Here is a 17,493-nt window from a genome sequence, read left to right as displayed (position 1 = left end):
AAGCCCCTCCCGGCAAATAACCGCGTCGGGAGGGGCTTCCTTCTTGAATCCTAACGACCCCCGATAGTCTCCTGAGGAATTGGAAGGCGTCGTATAGTTACCGATTCATGCGAGGCAGGGCGGATCGGAATTTGCTCCAAACGCTGTGGTGGGTGGACTCGCAACATCGATCTGCCACTATCGAACCTCGCTTCGGCTGGAATCGGTTTTTCAACTGCTTCCGCCGGTTGCTTTGCGTCCGGCGTCAGCTGCATTTCCACTTCCAACGGGACTGGCAAGACCGTCAACTGGATCTCGATCGGCTTGAGCAGCGGCACTGGGGGCCAATCGGCAATCAGGAGAAAGCCTTCGATCGTCACTTTCTTAGGATGAGAATCTGGCTTTATCACTTTCATCATCGCTGCGGTGACCTCTTCCAGCATGAGTCGCAACGTTGGTGGTGGCCCATCGACAACGTTCGCGTGAAGAATCAACTCCTTCTTTTCGTTCATCGAGAAATCAAACTGGCTGGTCTGGGCAAACGGCTTACCGTCTTGTTTCAGAACTGCAACGATCTTGCCACGTTCCGGCAGTGGAAGACTGCTCTTGTTCTGGATAACCATTTCCTTTTGTGATCCTTCCGTCATCACGATGGCATAGGCGAGCTTGCCAGCCACAGGATCGTACTGCGGAACGGCAACCGCCTTGAAATCCGTCTTTTTCCATGCGAAGCCCTCTGCATTGGCCTCTTTCGGAGTATCTTTCTTCGCCGGCGCCACTGCGGGAATCAGGAGGTGATTCGAGACGCCATACGGCGTTGCGACGTGCAGATCCACGACCGCTCGCTTGCCACCACCAGGCAGTGATTCGATCAGCTGATTCGCATTCGGTGGAACGGTGACCTGCATGATCCGCCGACTTAGCAATTGAAACGGAACCGAACGCCCACCGGCAATGACACGGGTGTCATGCACGCTGAAATTCGTACCGACCAGGAACACGGTCGTTCCAAAGCAGGTTCCCGCAGCATTCGGAGTGCCATAGTTCGGAACACCCTCCATTGGTAACCCACCCTCTTTCGGACACTTGTCTTCGCCGCACAAGCAGCCTACCGCGCTCGTCGTGACATTGATCCCAGGGGCGCCGTACCAACCGTTCAGCGAGGGTGCCAGATCGGTCACACCACTGTTAAACATCTCGAATCCACCCAACGTGTTCTCGTAAGGAATGCTTACCATCATCGATTGTAGCGGCAAACGCGATTCGATCTGGTCGACCGACTTCAACAGCCAGGCTACATCTTCTGCACGATAATATTGGGGTGACTTCAGGTTCGGCATGCAGGTAGCAATCGACTGCCAGACTTTGCTGATCTGCATCGAATCGTGCATCGTTAGTTCTTTGTGGCGAGGATTCGTCAGCTTAAACCAGTTGGCACGACTGTCGAAAGTGACATGCGACACGAACGAGGGCATCAGAACCACGGCCGTAACTTCACGGATGCCAGGCTCCAGACGCCGATCATTGAGCAACGCATGGTCGCTTTGCCCCAACCCCAGAGCGGTTTGTGCCATCGCTCCGACCGTGCTCGGCACACGTGGCGATTGGAATCGCGGATAGAATCTCCAACCGAAAACATTTTGCCCATGCGCAAATGCGACCGTCTTGCGGTTGAGATCGATGGTCTCGAGATCGAGCTCCATGCGTCGTGCAAAGTTCATCGCAGTTCGAGCGGAAACATTCCCAGAAGCAACGCCAGCCGCCATGGCCAATTGCATTTCACGTCGCTGGCTGAACACTTCGGCAATGTTTTGTTCGTCATTGACGGGGTCTAACGCAAACACGTGTACCGGCCAGCGGGCCTGAACATATTGATTGAACAGCATCATCGCTTCCGAGTCTCGTGGAATTGGATGGAAGCATTCCAGCCAACGTTCCGGAGCAGGAAATGCACCAGTCTCGGCCGACACCTTTCGCATGTCCTCAAGCAGCCGATCATTCAGCAGCGCCGAATTGACCAGAATGCACCAGGCCAAAGAAGTTGTTGTGGTGAACGTTGCACGAGGGAATTGCGTTTCGATATCATCAAAGTACTTATCGCGAATGTTATCAATCGACCGTTGGCATTCTACGTCCTTGAGGTATCGAATACGATCACTATATTGGTCAAAATGAGGCCTGGAAAGATATCGGCGTCGCTGACGAACAGCTTCAACTAACTCTTCAGTGCAATACTTGTCCCACAGGAACTGCGTGTCTGGTCGCGAAAGAAAATCATAGGCACAGTTAAGCTCCCAGGTCAAATATGACTCGATATCAGCTAAGTGCGGAGCATGTTGGCTTACTGGGTCGCCTTTGAAGACATCGCTGCCGGCAACAGCGACGACATACATTGGGGTCACGCCGTATACATCAACGACCTCCATAGGAGTGATTGCCGCACGCGGCTGAGAAGTCCTCCCTGCTACTAAAGTGCCCGTATATGTTTCGGGAATAGACTCGTTGAGCGAACTTACAGCCAATTGATTAACCGCATGCGCCGCTTCTTCTTCCCACACTTCGAGCTCTGCCTTATTATTTATCGGTGGGCTCTTCGCCAGATGGTTATATCCGGCAATATCTGACGTTAATGAGTTGAATATTGCTTCGATCGACACCTCGCCGCGTTTGTACTGCAGGTACAAGCGTGCCTTGTCCAGCAGATCTTTATCATCCAGAATCTTTCGACCTGGCAGCGCCAGAATATCGACAACATCATTAATGACAAGATTGCGGAAGGTAGATGGCATAAGTTGATCGGTTAGGTGAGCTTCTGCCGTCAGCGTGATCTCGGCCCCAAATCCTTTTTGCGTCTTCTTACCTGGCAGTACCGAAATAGGAATGCGAACCAGGTTAAGCGAGTAGCCTGGCGAGTCGGCTGTATCATCTCCTTCATTGATCCGCCGAAGCTCATTCAGCAAGTTCAGGTAACGGAACTTTTGTTCCAGAACTACCGTTGGTTCCAGCGATATCGACTCTATTTTCCCATTCGCGAGACTCGAACCAAAGCTATTGATGACTCGACCTGGTGCCGTACGGCTGATGGCGCCTTCAGGTACCTCCATCACTTCGATCTTATTTGTTAAACTCGGCGATGTTCCCCCGCCGGAAGCCGAACTAATGGTCATGGCGGCGCTCAAGTACGATTGATCACTTCGCCGCAGAGCGCCGTTGAGTGTTTCCTGAAACAGTCCCAGATCCTTCTCCAACTCTCGTTCGACCTCTTGTCGATGCTTGGTCAGGCGTGCCTCGCCCCAGACATCAGGATGCTTTGGAACAATGGTTCCGTAGGTGTCGATCATTGCCTCGAGATAGTCGATTTCCTTGGCAACCTTCTCAACACATCCATCTTCACCCGTCTTGGGCTTCTGCTGTTGAAACAGATGCATAAAGAACAGGTCGCCGCTATAAGCCGGCGCTCCGTTCAGCAAAACAGTCATCAGCACTGACAGAACTGATGCGATAAGCAAACGAGACATTGGGGGCGTCCTCATTTCTCAAAGCTGGTCGAGGAAACATTCGCGAACTCACCTCCTATGAGGTATTTAGCGATTACTCAGAATGATCATCGCCAATCAGCGGGGATAACTTTCCACTTTAAGGGGGTACATGACGTTTCCCCCTAAACCACCCATTCTTCCTGGCTCAATTGATATCATCCTGTGAATTAACCCCCAAAATGGTTGACAGGAGCGATCAGGACCCCCTAGTTTAAGCTACAAGCATTCGCTGTAGCGATTGTTAATGGCATTCAACATGAGACGTTCCAACAGTTTGGAGATCTTTGTGCAGCCCACACCTACACCCGACGATCACGACCCAGTTCGCCCGACGGAGGATCGCTTAGAGGAGCCAGACGCATCGAGTGATGGCAGTCAGCTGGAGGAGGGCATTGCCTGCTGTCTCTCCGGCGGAGGGTTTCGAGCGTCGATCTTCCACCTGGGTGGGCTATGGCGACTGAACCAGGCGGGACTACTCCGCGAAGTGAAAAGGTTCTCAAGCGTCTCCGGCGGCTCAATTACCTCAGCCGTGCTGGGCATGAATTGGCATCGCCTTGTGGAACACGAATTTTCCGAAGAAGCTTTCATTGAAAACGTGGTCAATCCAATCCGCGGGCTATGCTCGACCACAATCGATGTGCCCGCCGTGGGTTGGGGTAGCCTAAATCCGTTTCGACGAATCAGCGACATTGTGGCAAGCCATTACGACGCGGTTTTTCAGGGCAAGACCCTTCAAGATCTCCCCGATGAACCTCGCTGGGTATTCAATGCAACGAACGTCAAGACAGGCGTACTCTGGCGATTCTCGAAGCCATACATGGGCGACTACCTTGTCGGTCTGGTTGACAATCCGAAGGTCGCTCTAGCCGATGCTGTTGCAGCATCGACCGCATTCCCACCTTACCTGTCGCCCTTTCTGCTGCCGGTCGATCCGGATGATTTCAATTCACGTGGGAAGGTCGGACTAATTGATGACTCCCATCGCCGTGACGCGCTGCTGACCGATGGTGGTGTGTACGACAACCTGGGCCTCGAGACCGCCTACAAACGATACAAGACATTGCTGGTCAGTGACGGCGGAAGGAGAACTCCGCCGGAGGCCGACCCCAAGGATGATTGGCCTCGCCATTCGTACCGGGTGATTCAGATTCTGCAGCAACAAAACTCCAGTATTCGCCGTCGGCAGTTGATTGGCGCGTTCCGCCAACAACTTCGATCTGGCGCCTATTGGGGTGTCGAAACAAGAATTCGCGACTTCCAGATTGATTCTGCATTCTCAATTGACGACGACGCACAAGACAAGCTTTCCGGCATCGATACCCGCCTGGCAGAAATCGATAGCCTGACTCAGCAGCGATTGATCAACTTGGCATTCGCGATCGGCGATGCATCGATCCGCAAATACTACCGCTCCGATTTGCCCAGAGCAGAAACGCTGCCTTACCAGGAAGTCGGAATCTAAAGGGGCATCGGAAGAATTGGTTTCGTTTAATCCACGTCGTTTTTGGAAACTGGCTCCATGGCGAACAGCAACGATCTTGCAGCACCCGCAACGCGGCGACTTCGCGTTTTCACTCTTGATCCATCGTTAGCGACGCAGCTCACGCACATGGATGTCAGCGTCGCCGAACTTCGCGTGCGATGGGAAGAACTGCTGACGGCAGGTCCCGTTGGCGAATACGTTCAGGTCGTCGACATCGACCCTGCCAGTCAACGGTTCTATGCACCGGTCGATCTGAATCATTCCACGATTCTCGCCGAAAACGGTCTTTCCCCTTCATTGGGCAACCCGCAGTTTCATCAGCAAATGGTCTATGCGGTGACGATGAAAACGATCGAGAATTTCGAACGCATTTTGGGGCGTCGAATGCTCTGGCGAGAACGCTATCGGGACGAAAACGGTTGGCGGATAGAAAATACAGACGATCGGTTCGTTCCCCGCCTAAGCATTTATCCGCATGCGTTACGGCAGCAAAATGCTTACTATTCTCCGTCGAAACTTGCGTTATTATTCGGCTACTTCAACGCATCGACCAATGATACTTTGGCGGAATTACCGGGTGGATTAGTATTTACTTGCTTATCGCACGATATCATCGCGCACGAAACGACACACGCCATTCTTGATGGTATGAATCGCCGTCTGCTCGATTCCGTTTCTAACATCGATATGCTCGCCTTTCATGAGGCATTCGCCGATATCGTGGCAATTTTCCAACACTTCACTTTGCCTGATCTGCTGCATTCACAGATCCAAGCCAATCGTGGTGATCTGCAGCAAGATGGATTGTTGGCGCAATTAGCGGTCCAATTTGCTCGTTCAACGGGTCAAGGCGAGGCGCTGCGAAACGCTTTGGGAGTCTTCGATGACCAAGGGCATCGCTTGCCGCCTGATCCGTCAGAACTTGCGAGGACCTACGAACCACATGCGCGCGGTGCCATTCTGGTGGCCGCGGTCTTCGACGCCTTTATTCGCATTTATGAACGACGCGTCGCGGATCTACGTCGCATCGCGACAAAAGGAACCGGGATCCTTCCCGATGGTGATATCCATCCCGATCTCGCGAAACGATTTGCTGATGAGGCCACCCGATCTGCACAGCGAGTCCTTAGCATATGTGTTCGAGCGATCGACTATGTTCCCCCCGTCGATTTGACTTTCGGCGACTACTTCCGGGCCCTGGTCACAGCCGATAAAGACCTCTATCCCAACGACTCAGGCGGTTATCGCGTCGCCTTTATCGAAGCGTTTCGCTCCCGCGGAATCTATCCACTGGATGTCTACTCACTCTCTGAGGACTCCCTTTGCTGGTCGAACTTCAAGCGGCCAATTTCCGATAGCTCACCACTCACCTATTTCACACCTCCTTCGAAACTGTTGCGATCGATGGCGGATATCTTCCAGACGGACTCGGGCTTAGGCGAGTTAGCTGACCTTCTTGTCCCGGATACCGATGAGGAAGACGATAAAGCAGAAACACCCCGAACTCTCGCAATGACGAGTAGACATAAGGAAATGCAGTCGGTCGCCGATGAAATCCTCAACAATTTCAGGATTGGTAACGCCGATGCCGCCGTCAACAAGTTATTAGAAACCATCTGGATTGGACAACCAGACAACATGTCGACAACAACGACCACCGCACTGTCCGATTTCACCGCGTCTTCGTCTTCTATTCGGGATATTCGTCGCGCTACCTATATCTCGGAACGGCTATTCAAACGCTTTCTCCATAACTGGATCCAAGAGCGGTTCCGCACCTGGCAATTGCCAGAAGATCCCGCTTCCGTGGCAGAAGCTGTCCACTGGATCGCGAGTACCTTCGGGATCGATGTCCGCAGTTATTTAAAATCACGTTACGATGTCACGGCAGTCAACGCACCAATCACTACGAGTTCGCAATTCCCACCAATTGAAGTGTTCGCAATCAAGCCTACCGTTCGTTTGCGAGAAGATGGGAGAACAAAAACCGAGCTACTAATCACGATCACGCAGCGAGTGAAAGTTACGCTAACCGACGAACACGGCGAACCGATACGAAACGACTGCGACGAGCCCAACCCCAAGTCCCAGGATCGAACACTTTCATTTTATCATCGTGGAGGATGCACACTGATCGTCGATCCGGAATCTGCCAAGATTAAATACAGCATTACTAAAAACATCCTAAGTAAACGTCGGTTGGAAAGAGCCATGAACTTCTTCCGGCAAGCGGTGGCGATGGCAGGCCCTAAGGCAGTCGAACATTACGGCTTAACAGCTCAGGCACAAAAGCGTCGTCGGAAACATGAATCGTTGGTGGGCGTCCACTGTGTTGAAGATCACTCGAGGGGATACTAATGGCTAAGACATCGACCGCTTCCGTGCTGAAGCCTAGGCCTGGGCAGATCGTCGTTCGAATGTATCGCCAAGGTCTCGGGGATTGTTTCCTGATTGCGATCGGCAAGAAACGCAACAGCAAGCCGTTTTATATGTTGATCGACTGCGGTGTCCATCGGCGACAAGATAACGGTAACGATCGACTCCGAGAGGTGATGAATGATCTTCATCGATCGACGGCAGGAGAACTCGACATCGTGGCCGCGACGCACGAACATGTGGACCACCTGTCAGGATTCGTCTTGTCCGGAACTCCCTTCCTAAATGCCAAACAGGCCAATCGGTTCGCGATTCAACAACTCTGGCTAGGTTGGACCGAAAAAATCGGTAATCAGCAAGCTGATACGCTGCGTCAAAAGCATGGCACTGCCCAGCGGATCATCCAAAAGGCTCTCGAACACTACGACTACCTCCATGACCGGGGCCTGAAAGACACCCTCAACAACGGCAAACTTCATTTGAAAGCAGCGATGGAGTTTTCAACATTTGATGAAATCGACCGTGATTTAAACTTTGATAAAGTGATTAAAGAATTGAGCAAGGCGAAGCCGGATGTTATCCGGGAACTCGAAAGAGATCGTGTCATTCGACAAGGCACGACTGGCTTCTCTGGTGAGCTGGCGGCGGCCGACCGTACCAAGCCATCAACCTGCGAGCAAGCAATTAACCTTCTTCGTCTGCTGGCGAGTGATACATCGTACTGCGAACCGGGTCAGGTAATCCCCATATCGGACGAACCGGAAGTGAGGGCGTATATCCTCGGTCCGCCGCGCGACGAGTATCTCTTGAAGAAAGATCTTCCTTCCAAGGTTCGCGGCGAAAAAGACGAACATGGCCACGCGATTTATCACGAGACTTATCTGACGCCCGCCTCGAATCTCAATGGTTTCGGGTTTAGCCCGGCTCTTCATAACGACGAGACAGAACTTCCCCAATCGGTGCGTCTTCCGTTCGGGGAGAAGGGTTACGATATTCGAACGATCAAAGATAGCTATTATCCTTCACAGCCCGCCGACTCCGAACCTTCGGTCTGTCCAGATGCACCCCTCCCGGAACGAGACCAGACCTTTCTCGAGAATGCCTACCTTAAAGAATCTTGGCGAAGAATCGATGGTGATTGGTTGGGTGCGGCAAGCAGTGTTGCCTTGAACCTCGACAGCGACACAAACAATACATCGCTCGCGTTCGCCCTGGAAATTGGGCCACCAGGAAAAGGAGATGTGCTATTCTTTGTCGGGGACGCCCAGGTAGGCAACTGGATGTCGTGGTACGGTCTGGAATTTGATGTCGAGGGCACGACGGTCACCACCCAAGATCTTTTTAAGCGGACACGCCTCTACAAAGTCGGACATCACGGCAGCCACAATGCGACCGCCAAGCGGTACTATCATAAGGATGAGACCCGCGACAATGATGCGCCTTATGGCTTGGAGTTGATGGATGACATCATTGCCATGATTCCTGTCAGCTACTATGCCGTTGTTAAAGAATGGCCTGTCGAATGGAAAATGCCGCATCGTCCGCTTTACGAGCGTCTGCGTGAGAAATCACGACTACGCATTTTGCGTTCGGATTGTCAAATTACCCCGCTTAGCAACAACGAACTCGACGATTGCCGACCCAATTCATCAAGAGCCAGCCGGATCCCCGACACCTCTCCCCACAGGGTATTCGAAGGATGGACCTGGAAACGTTCAAAATCGGATTTCAATCCAATGCAAACAGGCGAAACGAGCGACCCACTTTACTACGAGGTTATCATTCCGCCACGCTGAGAACGGCTACCAACTGAACATTCCCCCGCTTGCCTTTGCTTGCTTCCAATTTCCCCGAATAGAATGGGAGTTAGATAACGCACGTCAACTCGGTTCAGGTGTCATCGGGTAATGTGACCTCAGCAATCCTTCGGACGCTTCCTGCCTTCCCCACTTCTCCTCGGCTCGCAAAGGACGTAAACCCTCGGATCCATGCCGAATCATCCCGACAATAACTGGCAACGAGACCTGCTCGGCGCGGCCAACTCGGTCGACGTGAATCAGATTGTCGAAGGGCAGGTCGTTCGAGTTGAGGGTGAGGTGGTGTTTGTCGACGTCGGGGCCAAGTCTGAAGGGTCTCTTCCGCGTGCGGCTTGGGAGGACGACGCGCCGCAGGTCGGGCAGACCGTGATCGTGGTGGTGGAACAGGTCGATGGCGACCAGGTTCGTTTAGAGCCGTTGCTTTTGTCGAAACGGTCGACCCCCAAGACGGTTACCTGGGAAGAAGTTGTCGAGACATTCTCGATCGGGCAGATCGTTCAGGGAACCGTCGTGCGTCGAATCCAAGGTGGCCTGATCGTCGATATTGGTGCGAACGCGTTTCTGCCGGAAACGGAACTCGACACAGAGCCATCGCCTGAGCTCGATAATTTCATCGGCCGCGATCTGGAATGTGAGATCCTGCAGATCGATCACGATCGCCGTATCCTCGTGCTCAGCCGCCGCCAGCTACTTCAGCAACAGCCGGCAGCCCCCAACGAGTCTTTGCTGCAAGAGCTTGCCGAGGGCCAGGTCCGCCGCGGCATCATTCGCCGGATCACCAATTACGGAGCGTTCGTCGACCTGGGCGGGCTCAACGGCCTGCTGTTAATCACCAATATGAGTTGGGACCGGATTCGGCACCCGAGCGACCTCGTTTCAATCGGCGATGAAGTTGAGGTCGTCATCCTTCGAATCGATCAGGCGACCAACCAAATCTCGGTCGGCCTCAAGCAACTTTCACCGGATCCGTGGGAGAACATTGAAGACCGTTTCCCCATCGGCTCAACGGCTACAGGAACGGTCTATCAACAAATGACGTACGGAACATTCATCGAGCTTGCCCCGTCCATCATCGGCCTGGTCCCCAACGAGGGCCCCAGCAACGAAGCACTGCCCATCGCCGATCTCGATCTCAACACCCAGGTGACAGTAGAGGTCATCAGCATCGATAAAACCGGGCGGAAGATGTTGTTGAAGCTGGTGTCGGGAAAGGCAGGGGAGTGAAGAAGCTCTAGACTCAAGATCGAGCCTTCCCGGTTTCGCGATCTTCACCATCATCTGGCCGATAGGAGCTTCCTAAGTCTAACCGACCTTGGAGATAAGGCTTCAACCACCATCTCCTCACCCACGGCGAACTCCGCCTGGAACCAATCCCGCAAACCGGCACCGCCCATAAGCCTTGGGGTGTGGTTCGAGTTTGCCGAGCGGTTGATCGTTCCCATGATTGGGGCCTCAGCATCTCCCAGGAAAAACTCAATCGTCTCGCCGTCTTGGCCCAACAGCATTTGATGGTCGACGCCAACGTTGAAGAAGCCAGACCGCATGTAGGTGGGATGTAGAGTGATTGGGAATCGCCCGATCAGCTTTTCCGGCTCTTCGACGACGTACTCTAATTCTTGCTCGACTTTCAGGTCTCGAATCCTTCCACCATTCCACAGAGGGCCGATTACCTCGATTAGCGAATCCTCGAGGCCAGCTGCAAGATTAAGGTGAAACTGCCCGTAGTGCATCAGGCCCGAATCAGGCAGCACCAAAATCTCAACTGCCTTATCCTCACTCAAAAGCTCTCGGATCAGGTGATGGTTACGAATGTTGGTCGATTGCCCTGCACCCGGCTTGGCATAGCCGGCCATTCGCGTCTTTAACTTCTGAACGGTCTTCCCGATGTACATGATTTCGCCATCGCAAACGAAGGCATACAAAACGTTCTTCTGTTGGGCATTCTGAAGTAGTTCGAACCTGAGAAGATCTCCTTCGGTTCGCCAGTGCCCGGTAGGTTGAAAACCAATTTCAATGAGACGGTTCATGTTGTATCCAGATTCTGGCCGTGCTTAAGCCTGAAACTCAAGTGTCAGACAGTGACGTGTTAAATCGCCTTTCGAGTCCCCTGATTTCTTCAATCCCACGTCTCTCATGCAAGACTTCGCAATCGCTCTTCCGTGGAGAGAAGATCGGATCCTCGATCGGCTGCCCCAGCAGATTGCCCTGGGCTTCCTTGGCGGTGTGCATCTCGTTCAATCGCCGAGCAAAAAGCAGGTAGGTGACCTGCTCAATGACGGTCAGCCCATTGGAGATTCCGCCTGACCAAATGGAGTTCCGCATCTTGTCGGCTTGCGATTTAACGGTTCAGGAAACCATCCTGTGGCGGGACCCTGCAGACGGTAGCGAGAGTGGGGAAACCGTGCTATTTTAGCGAGCCTTAACATTGATCCGCAATGATCGATGAAGTTGATGGACTAAGTCGAGAATGCCGGCCATTGCTACCGGCGCAGATGATGAAACACCCGATGACCAGCCCCACCGCCAAGACCATTCAGATCTACCTGCCGACCGGCGAACCACGAGGCATCCGCATTGCCGAGATCACCACACGAATTGTCCAGGCCGTACTCATTCCGCGTAGCGACCTGACACTCGGCAAGCTGCGAAGAGAATTGGCTTTCCCAGGCATCTATTTCCTGTTTGGCGAAGACGAGGAAGGGGCCAAGCCGATTGTTTACGTCGGCCAGACCGAAGACGCGCCGAAACGCTTCGACGATCACAACCGCAAAAAGACGTTTTGGAAGACGGCCGTCTTTTGCATCTCGAAGACCCAGAACTTCACCCAGGCCCACATACGATACCTGGAATGGTTCTGCATGCATCAGGTCAAAACGGTGAACCGTTACGCCCTGGACAACGGCCAGGTACCAGAGAACTCGACCTACGTGCCAGAGCCAATGGAAGCGGAACTGCTGGACGTCTTCGAGACGATCAGCACGTTGGTTTCGACACTGGGGTATCCGGTGTTTGAACCTGTCTCGCGAAGCAACGACAAGCGTTCGCTATTCTACATCAATACCCGAGGTTGCGACGCGACCGGCGAGTTGGTGGAAGACGGGTTTGTCGTCCGCGACGGGAGCAAGTGCCGCATCGAACTCACGCCGTCGGCGCCGGAGTCTGTCACATCGAACCGCCAGCGTCTGCTCGATTCTAGCGTGATCGAAGAACGAGTTGGCATGTACATCTTTCTGCAAGATTACCTCTTTCCTTCCCCCAGCGCTGCTGCCCAGGTAGTGCTGGGCGCCAGTGCCAACGGCTGGGTCGAGTGGAAGGATAAGAAGGGAAGCACGCTGAGCGAGATTCATCGCGACACGAATGAGGATTCCTAAAACGAGCTGAGGAAGTGCCATGTCACGCCGTAAGACCAATCCTTCCACAATCGGCTGCGGTGGCAAGGGCACTGGCAAGTTCTGCTCGGGCGAAGATCGCCAACTGAAAACGTATGGGGCGATCGTGCGGCATTACCGCAAGCACTACCAGCCGAGTGCTGACTCGAACCTGCAGTTCTATACCCAACTGCCAACCCTGGACGAAGCGTTGAGACGGGCCGCCTATGCCGAAACGGCCAACGGCAAACGGAACCCACATCAGTATCGCTTGAAGAAATCAAACCTCAAGAAAGTTCACGACCGACTGAAACGCCGCAACCTGGCGGACTGTGCGACATTTCACGAGTTGTTTGAGATGGCCGAAGAAGCAATCGGCGACATCAACGGCATTGGCGAGTTGATGGTTTACGACACGGCCCATCGGCTCGGAGCTTATTTAAAGCGTCCTCCGGAGAAAGTCTATCTGCATGCCGGCGTACGGGTAGGCGCGGCTGCATTGGGATTCGAAAAGTCGCGAAAGTGGCTGGAGCCAGCAGAACTGCCGAAGCCTTTCCAACAGTTGACCGCCCAGCAAATGGAGGATTGCCTTTGCATCTACAAGCACGACCTGCAGGCGATTCCGAATAAGAAGTGAGAACGACAAGCAGTGCCAGCTTCCTTTTCAGCAGTAGTTGCCCGCCGGCCTCCTGCGAACACGCGTAGGTACTACTTTCTCAACCATTCATGCGACTGCAGTGGGAAAGGTCGCGTCTTGTGGGAGAGTTTATTTTACGAGCCCTCTATTCTGCAGAGCTCTTCGCCCTGGGAACTTGGGGGTGATCTTGAAACTCGGCTATTTGCTTTCCTATGCTGCTCGATGCGAAGAGACACGAAACCTAGCTGACGCCTGCTAGAGACTCACATGGAGGGTACGAAAAGCGATGAAGGAACCGGTTTCCGCGGCCAAGATTCGTCTTATTGACGAGTTTGAGAAATCTGCTGACAGTCGTCTTCTTACGTCTGTTGGTGACTCAATTTCAATAATCACCCAAGACTCTAGAATCGCCCAGATTCTCGGGCAGATATCTTCTACCTTCTGGCAACGGTTCACGCGGGAAGCACTGGCAGCAGAAATCGAGGCCGCTCAACGAAAGTTTGACGCAGAAATGGACGCAAAGGACCTTCCACGTATTCGAAACGTAACAGACTGGATTCACCTCGCAAGAATTGTGGAAATTCCCGAATCAGAAATCGAGAGAATATTCCCGAATGAAATCTAGGAAAGAGCGTTTGCATGTGTTGATCGCGAACGTATTCGCAGTCGTATCGCCAAATCGGTAAAATTGAAGGTAAGTCTTCCCCTTCGGCAAGGCGTAGAAGCCCGGAAGGCCAAGAGGCCGCAAGAAGGCGGACTACGCAACCCAGGAAAAAGAGAACCGAATTTTTGATGCCTGGAAGCGTGCGCGCGATAGTGGCGCTTCCAAGGCTCAGTTTGCGAGCGATCAGGGTATGCCGGAAGCAGAACTCAACCGTCTGATTGAGCGAGTTTCCAAGCGAAAATCGCGTTCGGAAGAGTCTTTCGGACAATGATTTCTTTCGTCCGAGCAAATTTTCTTGCTCTTGCATTCCCAGGCAACAAGGGACCGCTGACTGCGAATCGCTCGGACAAATAGTTCGGACAAATTCATTCTGTCCGAACTGCCCTTAACTTGATTTCCATCGCAGGCCACATGCCGTGGCTTGGATGCTAACTCAAGTTGAGGTGCCGAAATGCACGAACGAAACCAAGACGATCCCGCCCCCATCCTGGTCGGCCCGAAAGAGGCCGCCAAGCTTCTTTCCGTCTCGCCCCGTAAGCTGTGGGCGATGACCTTTGAAGACGATCCCGCGCTGCCCCACGTGAAAATGGGCCGGCTGGTTCGTTACCCGGTCGCCGGCCTGCAGGCTCATATCGAAGCGATGCTGAAAGGGGGCCAGCGATGAATCCCGTTGAGAATGTACTCTCGCGGCTCTCTAACGTTCGTAAGCAGGGGGCAGGCTGGATGGCCTGCTGCCCGGCCCACGACGACCAGAACCCAAGCCTAAGCATTTCCCGAGCCGATAACGGCAACGTGCTGCTAAAGTGCTTTGCCGGCTGCCAGGTCGAAGCGGTTTGCACCGCTGCGGGGCTAACACTGGCCGACTTGATGGCTGGTCCTCCATTGCCAGCACCAAGCCCCACACCAAAGGTTGTTGCTAGGTACGACTACCAGGACGAAACCGGCAACTTGCAGTTTCAGGTCGTGCGAATGCAGCCCAAGACATTTCGCCAACGTCGGCCCGATGAAAAAGGTGGTTGGCATTTCAATGTGAAGGGGATTCGCGTCGTACCCTTTCGACTTCCGCGCCTGCTGGCAGATTCTGGCCGGGTAGTCTTCATTGTGGAAGGTGAGAAGGATGTCGAAGCCTTGGAACGTATCGGCTGCCTGGCAACCTGCAATGCCGGCGGGGCGCTGAAGTGGACTGCCGACCATTCTGCTTTTCTGAAAGACCGCACGGTCGTGATTCTGCCTGACAACGACGAGCCAGGCCGGCAACATGCCCAATCGGTCGCCATGTCGCTGCAAGGTATCGCCCTTGCGGTGAAGGTGGTTACGCTTCCCGGTCTGCCAGAGAAAGGCGACGTTAGCGATTGGCTGGCAACCGGCGGGACCAAAGAACAGCTAAAACAACTCGCTCTCGAAACGGCGCTGTGGGAGCCAGGGCAAGAGCCTTGGCCAGAAATTGATTCAATCGATAGTCGCGACCTGCCCGCTTTCCCCACGGAAGTCTTACCCCCGATCTTGCAGACTTTCGTCGAAGCGGAATCCCATTTCACGCAAACCCCGCCTGACATGACGGCAATGCTATGCCTGGCGGTTTGTGGTGCAGCACTAGCCAAGCGGGTTCGAATCGAAGCCCGACCAGGCTTCAGCGAACCGACCAACCTTTTTGTTTGTGCCATCCTCGACCCAGGCAACCGCAAATCAGCTGTCTTCGGCGATGTAACCCGCCCTTTGAAAGACATCGAGCGGGAACCGATTGAAGAGGCCCGACCAACGGTTGCCAGGATGGCTTCTCAACGCCGGCAAGACGAAAAACGGTTGGCAAACTTGGAAAAGAAAGGGGGCGACGATCCCGACGCCAGACAGGCTGCCATCGACCTGGCTGCTGAACTTGACTTGCAACCGCCTGCCGTTTTACCTCGCTTGATTGTCGACGATGCCACTGGGGAAAAACTAGGCATGATGCTTTCCGACCAGGGAGGCCGGCTTGCTAGTTTTTCGCCCGAAGGAACCGTCTTCGACCTGATGGCAGGGCAGTATTCAAAAAGCGGTTTGCCTCAGATGGATGTCTATCTGAAGGGGCACAATGGCGACGACTTGACGACCGACCGAGTAGGACGCGAAACGGTTCAAGTGGCCAGCCCCGCGCTAACCTGCGGCTACACGGTTCAAAAGAGCGTGATTGAATCCCTGAACGAAACCAAAGCTTTTCGCGGTCGGGGATTGTTGGGACGATTTCTGTATGCCATGCCGCAAAGTTGGATCGGTCGCCGGCTGGTAGCTTGCCCACCGGTCCCCGAGATGGTTAAGGCCGCCTACGACCATTTAGTCCGCCGGCTTTTTTCGACGGAGGGTCTCCATGTACTTCAACTGACCAGCGAAGCCGCCCAGGCATTCCAAAGCTGGGAAGTCGAAGCGGAATCGATGCTGGCCGAAGGGGGCGAACTGGAGGCCATGCGAGACTGGGGGGCGAAACTGCATGGGGCGACACTTCGCCTGGCTGGCATCCTGCATTGCGTAGCCGGCTCCCTTGACCAACCGGTCGAACGTTCGAGCGTAGAAGCTGCCATCGCAGTTTCGCGATACCTCATCCCCCACGCCGAAGCTGTCTTCGACGTGATGACCGCTCTGGAAGACCCTACGACCGATGGCGCACGGTATCTGGTTCGCTGGCTGGATGAAACCTGTCTGGAAGAATTTAGCCGCCGCGATGCCCACCAACATGGCCGACGGAAGTTCAAAAAGGTGGAAGACATCGACGCCCCAATCGGTGAACTGATCCGCCGGGGTTATGTCCGCTTGAAGGTGACCGAAGCGGAAACCACACCAGGCCGAAAGCCTTCACCAAGGTACGAAGTGAACCCGGCCCTCTGGAAAAGCGAACCACCATTAGACCGTCCTCAGAATCCTCAGAACATCATCCCACCGGCACCACCACCGCAATTTGAGGATTCTGAGTACCGATTTCAACAGCCACAAACGCCAGAAAGGATTCAGGTAACCCTATGAACCAACTGGCCCAGCTACTGGCCGATTGCGATACAGCCGGCGTCCGTCTGATTCCTACGGGACCAGATCAATTGAAGATCGATGCCCCACAAGCAGCCCTCACGCCGGAATTGATCGAGCGGCTTAAAACTCAGAAGGCAAGCTTGCTGCAAATTTTAAAGACTGTACGGCAAGACATTCCCGATCAGGAAGCTTGGCCCGAAACCATCGATGGCCACGCCCTGGAACCATGCCCCAAGTGCGGAACCCTCGAACTATGGGAAACCCTGGTCGGCAATTGGCGTTGTCTACGCTGTGATCCTCCAACCCGCTGGCGAAAGTTCGCGGCGAAGCACTGCCGGCAGCGTCCCACCTGACGGTTTTACCTTGGGTCCTTCCCTGGCCCCGAGGGGCGATTGCGGCTTAGCTATGGCAACTTTCGGTCACACCTGACCGGCTACTTCCATTTCCATGTCCGCTTTTGATTCCAACTTTCATATCCAAATTTTCACTAGCTAGCCCGCACGAAGCGGCATACAATCGCATCTACCAGCAAACAACGGAGTTCCAAGACCATGGCATCGATTTCAAAAGAGCCCAACGGACGACGACGCATTCTATTCATCGCCCCCGATGGCAAGCGGAAGACCATTCGCC

12 protein-coding genes and 1 pseudogene are annotated in these 17,493 nt (G+C 53.9%); 10 read left to right on the top strand and 3 right to left on the bottom strand.

Annotation, left to right across the window (positions count from 1 at the left end; all coding sequences use genetic code 11):
• Positions 1-50: 50 nt before the first annotated feature.
• Positions 51-3,497 carry a hypothetical protein gene (locus tag ABD890_RS00790; protein ID WP_345084504.1) on the bottom strand — a complete coding sequence of 1,149 codons (3,447 nt, stop codon included), beginning with the start codon at positions 3,495-3,497 and terminating at the stop codon, positions 51-53.
• A gap of 277 nt (positions 3,498-3,774) precedes the next feature.
• On the opposite strand from ABD890_RS00790, the gene ABD890_RS00785 reads away from it, so the two are divergent.
• The 4 genes from ABD890_RS00785 (at position 3,775) to ABD890_RS00770 (ending at position 10,418) form a co-directional block, all read left to right on the top strand.
• On the top strand, positions 3,775-4,980 hold the full coding sequence (locus ABD890_RS00785) for a patatin-like phospholipase family protein (RefSeq protein WP_345084501.1): 1,206 nt from the start codon (positions 3,775-3,777) through the stop codon (positions 4,978-4,980).
• Positions 4,981-5,037: 57 nt separating this feature from the next.
• Positions 5,038-7,359 carry a gluzincin family metallopeptidase gene (locus tag ABD890_RS00780; RefSeq protein WP_345084498.1) on the top strand — a complete coding sequence of 774 codons (2,322 nt, stop codon included), beginning with the start codon at positions 5,038-5,040 and terminating at the stop codon, positions 7,357-7,359.
• Positions 7,359-9,173: a ComEC/Rec2 family competence protein gene (locus tag ABD890_RS00775; protein WP_345084495.1), complete on the top strand. Its 1,815-nt coding sequence runs from the start codon at positions 7,359-7,361 to the stop codon at positions 9,171-9,173. The genes ABD890_RS00780 and ABD890_RS00775 overlap by 1 nt, the downstream gene beginning before the upstream one ends.
• A 192-nt stretch (positions 9,174-9,365) precedes the next feature.
• Positions 9,366-10,418 (top strand): 30S ribosomal protein S1, encoded by a 1,053-nt coding sequence (locus ABD890_RS00770; RefSeq protein ID WP_345084490.1) that lies wholly within the window; start codon positions 9,366-9,368, stop codon positions 10,416-10,418.
• Between the two features lie 50 nt (positions 10,419-10,468).
• On the opposite strand, the gene ABD890_RS00765 is transcribed toward ABD890_RS00770, so the two are convergent.
• Together ABD890_RS00765 and ABD890_RS25480 are read right to left on the bottom strand one after the other, a co-directional pair.
• Positions 10,469-11,116 (bottom strand): GIY-YIG nuclease family protein, encoded by a 648-nt coding sequence (locus tag ABD890_RS00765; protein WP_345084487.1) that lies wholly within the window; start codon positions 11,114-11,116, stop codon positions 10,469-10,471.
• A gap of 142 nt (positions 11,117-11,258) precedes the next feature.
• Positions 11,259-11,525: pseudogene (locus ABD890_RS25480) on the bottom strand (hypothetical protein); the annotation flags it as partial.
• 176 nt (positions 11,526-11,701) lie between these two features.
• Between ABD890_RS25480 and ABD890_RS00760 the strand changes: the two are divergent.
• From ABD890_RS00760 to ABD890_RS00735, 6 genes are all read left to right on the top strand, one after another.
• Positions 11,702-12,565, top strand: a complete 864-nt coding sequence (locus tag ABD890_RS00760) for a GIY-YIG nuclease family protein (RefSeq protein ID WP_345084484.1) — start codon at positions 11,702-11,704, stop codon at positions 12,563-12,565.
• A gap of 19 nt (positions 12,566-12,584) precedes the next feature.
• Positions 12,585-13,199, top strand: a complete 615-nt coding sequence (locus tag ABD890_RS00755) for a hypothetical protein (protein WP_345084480.1) — start codon at positions 12,585-12,587, stop codon at positions 13,197-13,199.
• Positions 13,200-13,485: 286 nt separating this feature from the next.
• Positions 13,486-13,824 (top strand): hypothetical protein, encoded by a 339-nt coding sequence (locus ABD890_RS00750; protein ID WP_345084477.1) that lies wholly within the window; start codon positions 13,486-13,488, stop codon positions 13,822-13,824.
• A gap of 490 nt (positions 13,825-14,314) precedes the next feature.
• Positions 14,315-14,527, top strand: a complete 213-nt coding sequence (locus ABD890_RS00745; RefSeq protein ID WP_345084474.1) for a helix-turn-helix domain-containing protein — start codon at positions 14,315-14,317, stop codon at positions 14,525-14,527.
• On the top strand, positions 14,524-16,857 hold the full coding sequence (locus ABD890_RS00740; RefSeq protein ID WP_345084471.1) for a DUF3987 domain-containing protein: 2,334 nt from the start codon (positions 14,524-14,526) through the stop codon (positions 16,855-16,857). Before ABD890_RS00745 ends, ABD890_RS00740 begins: the two co-directional genes overlap by 4 nt.
• Positions 16,854-17,213: a TubC N-terminal docking domain-related protein gene (locus tag ABD890_RS00735; protein WP_345084468.1), complete on the top strand. Its 360-nt coding sequence runs from the start codon at positions 16,854-16,856 to the stop codon at positions 17,211-17,213. The genes ABD890_RS00740 and ABD890_RS00735 overlap by 4 nt, the downstream gene beginning before the upstream one ends.
• The last annotated feature ends 280 nt before the right edge of the window (positions 17,214-17,493 follow it).

The organism is Bremerella cremea (assembly GCF_039541315.1).
Classification (GTDB): Bacteria; Planctomycetota; Planctomycetia; order Pirellulales; family Pirellulaceae; genus Bremerella; species Bremerella cremea.
The sequence above is the reverse complement of the archived record's forward strand: the minus strand, read 5'-3'. Positions and strand labels throughout refer to the sequence as shown.

Coding starts and splice junctions, on each gene's coding strand:
- ABD890_RS00790 (WP_345084504.1), bottom strand. CDS start 3,497: ATGTCTCGTTTGCTTATCGCATCAGTTCTGTCAGTGCTGATGACTGTT.
- ABD890_RS00775 (WP_345084495.1), top strand. CDS start 7,359: ATGGCTAAGACATCGACCGCTTCCGTGCTGAAGCCTAGGCCTGGGCAG.
- ABD890_RS00780 (WP_345084498.1), top strand. CDS start 5,038: ATGGCGAACAGCAACGATCTTGCAGCACCCGCAACGCGGCGACTTCGC.
- ABD890_RS00770 (WP_345084490.1), top strand. CDS start 9,366: ATGCCGAATCATCCCGACAATAACTGGCAACGAGACCTGCTCGGCGCG.
- ABD890_RS00745 (WP_345084474.1), top strand. CDS start 14,315: ATGCACGAACGAAACCAAGACGATCCCGCCCCCATCCTGGTCGGCCCG.
- ABD890_RS00760 (WP_345084484.1), top strand. CDS start 11,702: ATGACCAGCCCCACCGCCAAGACCATTCAGATCTACCTGCCGACCGGC.
- ABD890_RS00785 (WP_345084501.1), top strand. CDS start 3,775: ATGAGACGTTCCAACAGTTTGGAGATCTTTGTGCAGCCCACACCTACA.
- ABD890_RS00750 (WP_345084477.1), top strand. CDS start 13,486: ATGAAGGAACCGGTTTCCGCGGCCAAGATTCGTCTTATTGACGAGTTT.
- ABD890_RS00755 (WP_345084480.1), top strand. CDS start 12,585: ATGTCACGCCGTAAGACCAATCCTTCCACAATCGGCTGCGGTGGCAAG.
- ABD890_RS00735 (WP_345084468.1), top strand. CDS start 16,854: ATGAACCAACTGGCCCAGCTACTGGCCGATTGCGATACAGCCGGCGTC.
- ABD890_RS00740 (WP_345084471.1), top strand. CDS start 14,524: ATGAATCCCGTTGAGAATGTACTCTCGCGGCTCTCTAACGTTCGTAAG.